This window comes from Streptomyces phytophilus (assembly GCF_013870535.1).
GTDB classification, from domain to species: Bacteria; Actinomycetota; Actinomycetes; order Streptomycetales; family Streptomycetaceae; genus Streptomyces; species Streptomyces phytophilus.
Genome location: NZ_JACBXC010000203.1, coordinates 1 through 7,135, shown reverse-complemented (window position 1 = coordinate 7,135; position 7,135 = coordinate 1). Strand labels below are relative to the sequence as shown.

Below are 7,135 nucleotides of genomic sequence, written 5' to 3'. Positions count from 1 at the left end.
GTGCAGTTCTGCTGACCTTCGGGGCTGGAGGCAGTGGGCTCCGCCCTCCGAGGTCCATGGTCGACTCTTTCTCCGTGCGCGGCTGTTCAGGGACTCGTCTGACCATGCCACTGAAGGTGTCACCCCGCTTGCGCTCGACGGATCGACCAGGCTACGCCGTGCGCCACGGGACCCCTCCCGAGATTCGACTGCAACGACACTCAAGTCAGTGCATTCCGGGGCAGAATCATCCGCGCTGCGACTAGAACTCCCTGCGCGACCGACTTCACTTCTCTACCCAGTATTAGCAGGAGGCTCGTGAGTCCCGATATGCAGCGCGAACTGATACCCCGCACCGACGCCCTCCGCCTCATCCGCGCGCTCGACACCCTCACGTCCCAACTCCTCGAAGCAAGCGCGCGGACACATCTGCTCAACGCCGACGGCCGTGCGCCGGACACGCCCTCCTACGCGGAGCTGCTCGTCACGCCGCCGACGCGCAGAACCTCTCCCATGAAGTCACCCGGCTGACAGCCGACTTCGCCCGCAGCCCCCACAGCACCAACCGCGCAGGCCGCGCCGTACTCGGCCGCCTCGCGACCGCGGCCACCAAGGCGAGCCACGCCGCACCGCTTTTCGCCGAGACCGCCGAGATCGCCCACTTCCTGCACCGCTCCTCCGGCCCGGCCGACCGGGTCGAGCGAGACAACCGCATGGTCATCCAGCACGCATCCGCACGCGCCCATCTGCGCCGTGCATCAGAACTGCTGCGCGACGCGGCCAAGGAACTCGACGAGCACCTCGACCTCCACCGCTTCATCCAGAAGCCTTCCCCGCACGAGAGCCCCGCGCCGCCGCCACCTGGCCCGAGCGGTCCCCGCCGCTAGCCCGCGAGCCGCCGACCACCTCCAGCATCCCCGCAAGGAGATCCCCTGCAGCACCAAGCCCACCACAGCAACTCGGAAACCCCCGCCTACGAGTTCGGCGACGAGCCCTGTCTCAAGCCGAAGCCCGGCGCCGCTCACCCGAGGCCAGCGCCCCGTGCGCCCACCGCGCGGGAAAGCAGCCGTGGCTGCTGAGGGCGCGTCCGATCGGACGGAAACTCCGGCCGCGCGCCGCCAGGGCGACGACCTCCCCGGAGCGCAAGCGATCGTCGCCCGCCTGGCCACGACTCACACGCAGTTGCGTCACCTCCACACCCCCGGCAGCGCCGAAGACATGCTCGCTCAGCTGGTGGTGATGGCATCCCGCCGCCTGGACGACGTACACAAGCAGCTCACCACCCTTGCCGAGCGGACTGCCGACGATCTCCACCGCGTCGCAGAGGGACGCATGCAGATCAACTCGCTCGGCATCCTGCAGAACAGCGCCCTGGCCCTCGACATCCTGGCCGCGCGCCGAGCCGACGCCATCGAACACCTCAAGGACCTGATCCACACCTACCAGCACGCCACCACCCCACAGCACCGGCGGCTGCAGAACAGAACCGGGCCGTCTCGCGATGCCGCCCCGACCGCCCCCTCCGCCGCCTTTGCGCGCCGTCCCTGACCTCATGCGCAGGTACCCATGCCCCCGCACCGTCCCGACCTGACCGCCTTCGCCCCGGCCGTGGCCGGCCGGCTTCCCGGCCACTGGACCATCCGGTTCAACCCCGCCACCACCGGCCCGGAGCATTACTCCATCCTCGAACGGCTATGGGACGAAGCCGGCCATGCCGCCTCCCTCATCGAGGAGTACGTCCACATCGACGATGCGGTGATGCACGGACCCGGCGTCCAGCAGTTGTACGTCACCCACCGGCCGCTGAAGTCCGCCGAGTTCGTCATCGCTCCCCTCGCACCCGACGACGGCGCGATCATGGAGCACCACTTCGACGGCATCGATGGGCCCAGCGGCATCACGGTGCCCGCCGATCCGGTGCGCGCCGCGGCCCTGATTTCCCGGCGGCTCCTGCCCGCATACACCGCAGCCCTGCAGGCTCTGCGGCGCCACGTCGCCGAACGGCCCGCCCCGCCCCGGCTGCCGGCGCCGCGCCCGGTCCGCAAGGTCGTGACCCTGACCTGGTATCCCGACGGGACCTTCGGGGCGCCGTATACGCAGGTTCCGCCCGAGGCGCGCGGCGCGCTGTTCATGGCCGGCTTCTGCTACTTCCCGCACCGGGATGCTTTCGTCCTGTCCGCCGAGTACCCGGGGGACGAACAGGCCCGGCGTCTGCAGGCGGTCGCCCACGCGCTGACGTCCGCGGGCATCGGCGTGAACCTCCGGACCGCCGGCACACCGGCAGGACCAGCCGCTACCCCGCCCCAGGTGCGGGGCCAACGCCCTCCGCGTGCCCGCTGACCATCGTCCGGGCGCCGTTCGCGGCGCGATCTACCATCTGCGCACCCTCGCCGAGCGCACCCACTATACGGCCGATGCTGTGCCCTTCGCAGACCCCTACCACCCCCCGCGCCTGTGCGACCTCCACGACAGCGCGCACGCCATCGCGCGCCTGCTCACCTGCCTGATCCACGACGCGGACATGACCCGCATCGCCGGCGCGGGCGGCCGGAGGACCGCCCTCGAACGGTTCGTGATCACCGAGCTGACACTGGCGGCTGCCTCGGCGGGACGTGCCCTGGCCGCGCTCGGCGAAGTGATCGCGCCGGCCGGAGCCCGGGCGATCGACGAGACTGCGCCGTTCGACTCGGTGGGGAACCGGACCAAGCGGGCCACGCCCGTCGAACTCGACTGGATCCAGGCCGCCCACGCCCACCTCGCGGCCACCTCCCACCGCCTCCACCAGGCCGCGGACCACCTTCACACCCTGCAGGCCCCCCCGGTCCCAGCCGCCGCTGCCCCTCCCGCGCCACACCGGCCAGGGCCGGCCCGCTCCCCCTGACCACCACCCCGACCCGGAGACTTCTTGTTCTCGCACCCCGACTTCGAGGCTTACGACAACGTCGGCCGTGACACCGAACAGATCGAGGCCGCCAAACACCACACGGCCACCCGTCTCGACCTGATCACGTGGGCGCAGGCCGACGCCGCGCCGTTCCTGGCCGACCACCCGCTGCCCGACAGCGCCCTGCCGGAACTCGACCTGGCCGCCTATCGCTCGGCACTGGCAGCAGCCCAGAGCCCGGCCGAGGTCAGCGCCGTCACCCAGCACCTGCTGGATGCTGCCGCACCCGTGCTGCAGGCCGTCAGTGACTGCCTGGTCGAGGCCGCCCAGTGGCGCAACCGGCACCGCGACGCCCCCGCGGGCTCCCCGCCCAAACTGCTGATGGCCGCAGCCAGCCGGGCCCGGGACGTGCTGGCCGTCGCGGACGAAGCCGACCTCGCCCGCCTGCGCGCCGAGTACGACCCCGCACCAGCCCCTCCGCCCCCGGCACCAGGCCGGCCCTCAGGACTCCCTCCGGCTTCGCCGGATGCCGCCTCCGCCGGCCAGACACGTGGACGGTAGACCCTGGTGGCCACGCGCTCCTTCATCGCCCGCCCCACCGACGCCGGATACGCCGGCGTCTACGTCCCTACGACGGCGACGACGTGCCGGACTCAGCACCCGACTGGGCAGAACTCGGCACCGACCTCCTGCAAGGCGCCCCGGAAGAACTGCGTCACGCGCTGACCGGCGGAGATGACGAGGATCTTTGAAATCGGCCAGTGCTGCTCTTCGTTCCTCAGTCGGTTGACATCGGCAACGTCATCTTCTGTGTCACCGACGCCGACCGGGGACCTGTACCGCGAGGTGCGGCCGTTCCAGCGCGCGATGCTGGAGCGGCTGCTGCGCACCGGGTGAACGTCGTCAACTGACTCCCGAGGTCTCGCGCCATAGCTCCGCGAGGGCGGCGTCGCCGGTGATGGTCACCGCGTCGAGCGGCAGCCGGTTCCACAGCAGGAGGTAGAGATCCTGCGCCGGGCCGGCCAGCTCGCAGTCGGCCAGGCCGATCGCGGACCGTTCGGTGGCCGGGGGCGCGTCGGGGGAGAGCCGTACGGTCCATATCGCGTCCGAGTCGGTCGGGCGCACCCGTACGGTACGCGGGTGCTCGGTACGCACAGCGCTCCTCGGGCGGGCGTGGAAGCCGGTCAGCAGCTCGTCGATACCGTCGGCCGCGAAGGTCACGTTCAGCGGCGAGAGTTCGCCGCCTCGCGCCGACTCGGCGTCCACGCGGTGCACCGCCGTTTCGTGGGCCTGCCGCCGCGCCCAAAATGTCAGCGGCGGCGGTGCGCCGGGCAGGAAGATCCAGCAGTCCAGCTCGGGGTCGGCCGTCCGCAGCGTCTGCACCAGGGCGCCGTGCCCGTCCCGGAACCAGGGCAGCAGCGCCGCACCGGTCGGCGCCCGAGGCATCGGGTCCTCCCGTTCGGGCCTGGGCAGCCGCTCAGCGACGATGCGGGCCGCCCAGCGGTGGAAGGTGCTCGTGTGCCGGACCAGGTCGCCCGTCGTCCAGCCGGGGCAAGTCGGGACGGGGGCGTGCTCGCCGGCCTGCTTGGCGGCGTCCGCGAGCAGTTCGCCCTCGCGCTTCAGGTTGTCGATGTATGCGGTCGTGCGCATGCGCCGGATTCTGCCCTGCCGGCACTGGAGGCGTCACGCGCGTACCGCGCTCCTGGTCGTATACGCGACGGTCGCGGAGCGCTCTGTAGGTGGGGAATCGAAGCGAGCAGGTGTGTCCCACCCCCGAGCACGGGATGGCCGATTTCAACGAGCGCCATCAAAGACGACTAACCCAGCCGCACACTCGCCAACGTGATCGACACGAGCGGTGCGCCAGCGGCACGCCGCCTCGTCACGCCGAGCACCACCGGCGGGCCGGAGTGGGGATACGTCCTGCACCCCCACGGCATCGAGGTCATCAACCTGCACGCGGAAGACCCAGACCGCGGGCCGATCGTGGACTGGAACACCGACCCGCGGACCGCCGTTCAGCGACTTCCCCCAGCTCTGGAAGCCCGGACGTCCGCCCGCCATACGCACTCGCCCCGCGTCGCCCCCGGTGCCCACCACCCCGGCCGGACCGCACCCCGCCGTCGGCCCGCGCTCCTCCCGTCCCTAGCGCCACCCCCTGGAGAACCCCTGTCCGCGTCCGACCCCGCCAAGATCACGGTCGTCATCGCCACCCGGGCGCAGCCCGGCCGGCTGGACTACCTCACCGCCATGCACGCCAGCCTCACCCGGCAGACGGTGCCGTGGGAAGCGGTGATCGCCCTCGACGGCGCCGAGCCCGCCCGGCTGCCCGAACCATTCGCAGCCGACCCGCGCGTGCGTTCCCTGCCGCTGCCGCGGCATGTCGGCGCCGCGTGCGCCCGCAACCTCGCCCTCAACGAGGTCCGCACGGAGTTCGTCAACTGGGCTGACGACGATGACGAGTTCACCGACGATGCCATGGCCGTGCGGCTGCACGCCCTGGAGGAGGCCGGGGTGGGGTGGTGCGCGGGATACAGCGAAGACCTCCACGAGGACGGCACCACCGCCCTGTGGCGGTGCCCCACCCCGCCCGGCCGGCACCGGGCCGGGGACGTCTGGCGGTTCTGGCCCGACCCGTCGGACACGATCCCGCTCGGCCCGACCACCATCCTCGCCCGCACCGACCTGGTACGGGCGGCACCCATGGGCGGCCTCGTCCAAGGCGAGGACTACTGCACCCTCGCGGTGACCTGCCTTGCCGACGGAATCCTGCTGCCCGTCCCCGTCTACCGCTACCGCAAGCACGCCGGCCAGATGACCGCCCAGGACTCGTATCACCAGCTGGAGACGTCGGCGCGGCAGTTCGCGCACCGGTTCGGCGCCAGCCTGAACATGGCCGTCAACACCCCCAGGACCCCGCCCATCGGGGCACCTGCCGGCCGCCGCCCGAAGACCGCGATGCGTACCCAGCCGCCCCAGCACCGCTCCCGGTCCACTGCCGGCGCACCAAAGCCCCGGGCACCGAACTGAGCACCAGCCCCCGCCCCGCCCCGTCCCCAGACCCGCAGCAGGGACCGGAGTCGTCCACCCGCCACCGCTTGCCGCACCAATCGCCGCGCACCTTGCGCACCCCCCGCACCCGCTGAACCCGCCCGAGTCCCCCTGGAGCACACCCATCCACACCGCCCGCCGCGCCCTGCCCCTGCTCGTCTGTGCCGCGTTGCTCTCTGGGGCCGCCAACGCCTGCACCAGCGGCGGCGACGCCCCGACCGCGAAGACGAACCCCACCACGCCCGCCGCGCCGAAGCCGGTGCCCGCGCTCAGTGACACGCAGGCCCGTGCCGTCATCACCCACTACTCGAAGATCAACAACGAGGCCAACGAGCACCGTGACCGCGCTCTGCTCGACACCGTCGAAGACGGTCCGATGTACGCGATGTCCGTCTCCGACTACACCGAGACCGAGGGCCTGCCCAAGGCCGACCGCAAACCGTACAAGCCGTGGTCGTACGACACCTCCAGCGCCAAGCTGTACGTCCCGCGCTTCACCGCCGGCCAGGACCGCTGGTTCGCCGCCGCGCTCTCCGGCGAGAAGGGCAAGGACCCCAGCCGCATCGCCGTCTTCACCGAGCAGCCGAAGGACAAGCGGTGGGAGCTGGTCTCCGTCTGGGAGCTGGTCTCCGTCGTCGACCTCAACGGCACGACGCTGCCGGACGTCGCCCTCGACAAGGACGGCTACGCCATCGCGGTCGCCGCCACCGGCAACAAGCGCCTCGCGGCCGACGCCGACGTGCTGCGCACCGCGGTGATCGACAATTTCGCGACCGGTGGGACGAACACCGGCGACAAGGTTTTCCACCCGACGAAGGCCAGCAAGCAGCAGATCAAGGTCCACGACGAAACGACCGGCAAATTCGGGGAGTCGGGCACCACCTCCTTCGCCGCGGGGGCCAACCGTTTCAAGGACGCCTACGCGCTGGAGACCGCCGACGGCGGCGCACTGGTGCTGTTCGCCCACACGCACAGGCAGACCGACGCCGTCGCGCACTCCGGGCTTCAGATCAACCCCGACAAGGACGACAACGCCTGGCTGCACGGCATCCCGCGCACGTCGGTGACCTACACGTTCGTCTGCATCGACGCCGCCACCGTGCCGGCGCAGGCGGCCCCGTCCCGCCTGATCGGCTACACGTGCGCCCGCACCGATGCCTCCGGCCCGCCCGTCGGCTCCGCACCGACGGACCGCGCATAGCCGTACGGAGGGCTACCGCG

The 7,135-nt window shown here is 71.5% G+C and carries 9 protein-coding genes and 1 pseudogene; 8 read left to right on the top strand and 2 right to left on the bottom strand.

Annotation, left to right across the window (positions count from 1 at the left end; all coding sequences use genetic code 11):
- Positions 1 to 297: 297 nt before the first annotated feature.
- From H5J30_RS36645 to H5J30_RS12430, 6 genes are all read left to right on the top strand, one after another.
- Positions 298 to 510: a hypothetical protein gene (locus H5J30_RS36645; RefSeq protein WP_258563279.1), complete on the top strand. Its 213-nt coding sequence runs from the start codon at positions 298 to 300 to the stop codon at positions 508 to 510.
- 182 nt (positions 511 to 692) lie between these two features.
- Complete coding sequence (locus H5J30_RS36640) at positions 693 to 866, top strand: hypothetical protein (protein ID WP_258563278.1); 174 nt, start codon at positions 693 to 695, stop codon at positions 864 to 866.
- Between the two features lie 181 nt (positions 867 to 1,047).
- Entirely contained in the window at positions 1,048 to 1,527 is a 480-nt protein-coding gene (locus tag H5J30_RS12445) for a hypothetical protein (RefSeq protein WP_181787498.1), read from the top strand.
- 18 nt (positions 1,528 to 1,545) lie between these two features.
- Positions 1,546 to 2,319 carry a hypothetical protein gene (locus tag H5J30_RS12440; protein WP_181787497.1) on the top strand — a complete coding sequence of 258 codons (774 nt, stop codon included), beginning with the start codon at positions 1,546 to 1,548 and terminating at the stop codon, positions 2,317 to 2,319.
- Positions 2,309 to 2,860 carry a hypothetical protein gene (locus H5J30_RS12435; RefSeq protein ID WP_181787496.1) on the top strand — a complete coding sequence of 184 codons (552 nt, stop codon included), beginning with the start codon at positions 2,309 to 2,311 and terminating at the stop codon, positions 2,858 to 2,860. Before H5J30_RS12440 ends, H5J30_RS12435 begins: the two co-directional genes overlap by 11 nt.
- Before the next feature lie 24 nt (positions 2,861 to 2,884).
- Entirely contained in the window at positions 2,885 to 3,424 is a 540-nt protein-coding gene (locus H5J30_RS12430) for a hypothetical protein (RefSeq protein ID WP_181787495.1), read from the top strand.
- 92 nt (positions 3,425 to 3,516) lie between these two features.
- Here the strand turns inward: H5J30_RS12430 and H5J30_RS12425 are convergent, their stop codons facing one another.
- Positions 3,517 to 3,753 carry a hypothetical protein gene (locus H5J30_RS12425; RefSeq protein WP_181787494.1) on the bottom strand — a complete coding sequence of 79 codons (237 nt, stop codon included), beginning with the start codon at positions 3,751 to 3,753 and terminating at the stop codon, positions 3,517 to 3,519.
- A gap of 13 nt (positions 3,754 to 3,766) precedes the next feature.
- Positions 3,767 to 4,513 carry a maleylpyruvate isomerase family mycothiol-dependent enzyme gene (locus H5J30_RS12420; protein WP_181787493.1) on the bottom strand — a complete coding sequence of 249 codons (747 nt, stop codon included), beginning with the start codon at positions 4,511 to 4,513 and terminating at the stop codon, positions 3,767 to 3,769.
- A 543-nt stretch (positions 4,514 to 5,056) separates the two neighbouring features.
- On the opposite strand from H5J30_RS12420, the pseudogene H5J30_RS12415 reads away from it, so the two are divergent.
- Together H5J30_RS12415 and H5J30_RS12410 are read left to right on the top strand one after the other, a co-directional pair.
- Positions 5,057 to 5,764: pseudogene (locus tag H5J30_RS12415) on the top strand (glycosyltransferase family 2 protein); the annotation flags it as partial.
- A 319-nt stretch (positions 5,765 to 6,083) separates the two neighbouring features.
- Positions 6,084 to 7,115: a DUF8094 domain-containing protein gene (locus H5J30_RS12410; protein ID WP_258563277.1), complete on the top strand. Its 1,032-nt coding sequence runs from the start codon at positions 6,084 to 6,086 to the stop codon at positions 7,113 to 7,115.
- Positions 7,116 to 7,135 lie beyond the last annotated feature (20 nt).